This window comes from Pseudoalteromonas sp. GW168-MNA-CIBAN-0100 (assembly GCF_040309225.1).
In the GTDB taxonomy this organism is placed as follows: Bacteria; Pseudomonadota; Gammaproteobacteria; order Enterobacterales; family Alteromonadaceae; genus Pseudoalteromonas; species Pseudoalteromonas arctica.
Genome location: NZ_JBEOOL010000426.1, coordinates 1 through 290, shown reverse-complemented (window position 1 = coordinate 290; position 290 = coordinate 1). Strand labels below are relative to the sequence as shown.

General features: G+C 35.2%; 1 pseudogene. It reads right to left on the bottom strand.

Going from position 1 to position 290, the window contains the following annotated elements:
- A pseudogene (locus AAEY62_RS21800) lies at window positions 1-290 on the bottom strand (hypothetical protein); the annotation flags it as partial.

The window sequence follows — 290 nt, the reverse complement described above, 5'->3', positions numbered from 1 at the left end:
ACGCTATGCTGCCCATTACCGCTAAAATAACCGGAAAAGTAGAAAGCAACCCACTCCATGCCGAGCCAATATGCTCAGAAATAAAGGTAACCAACATAATAAAACTAGTTACTAACACTATTTTTATTGGCAGCTCCCATTTTGAATTTAAAGGCTTTGCATCTATCGCTACTTTTAATTTTGTAGTAGCAAAAGTTAAAGCCAATAAAGTACTAATAGAGAACAAGCACGCTACAAAAATATTAACCGGTAAAAATAATGTCAGTATGCTAAATAAACACCACACACTC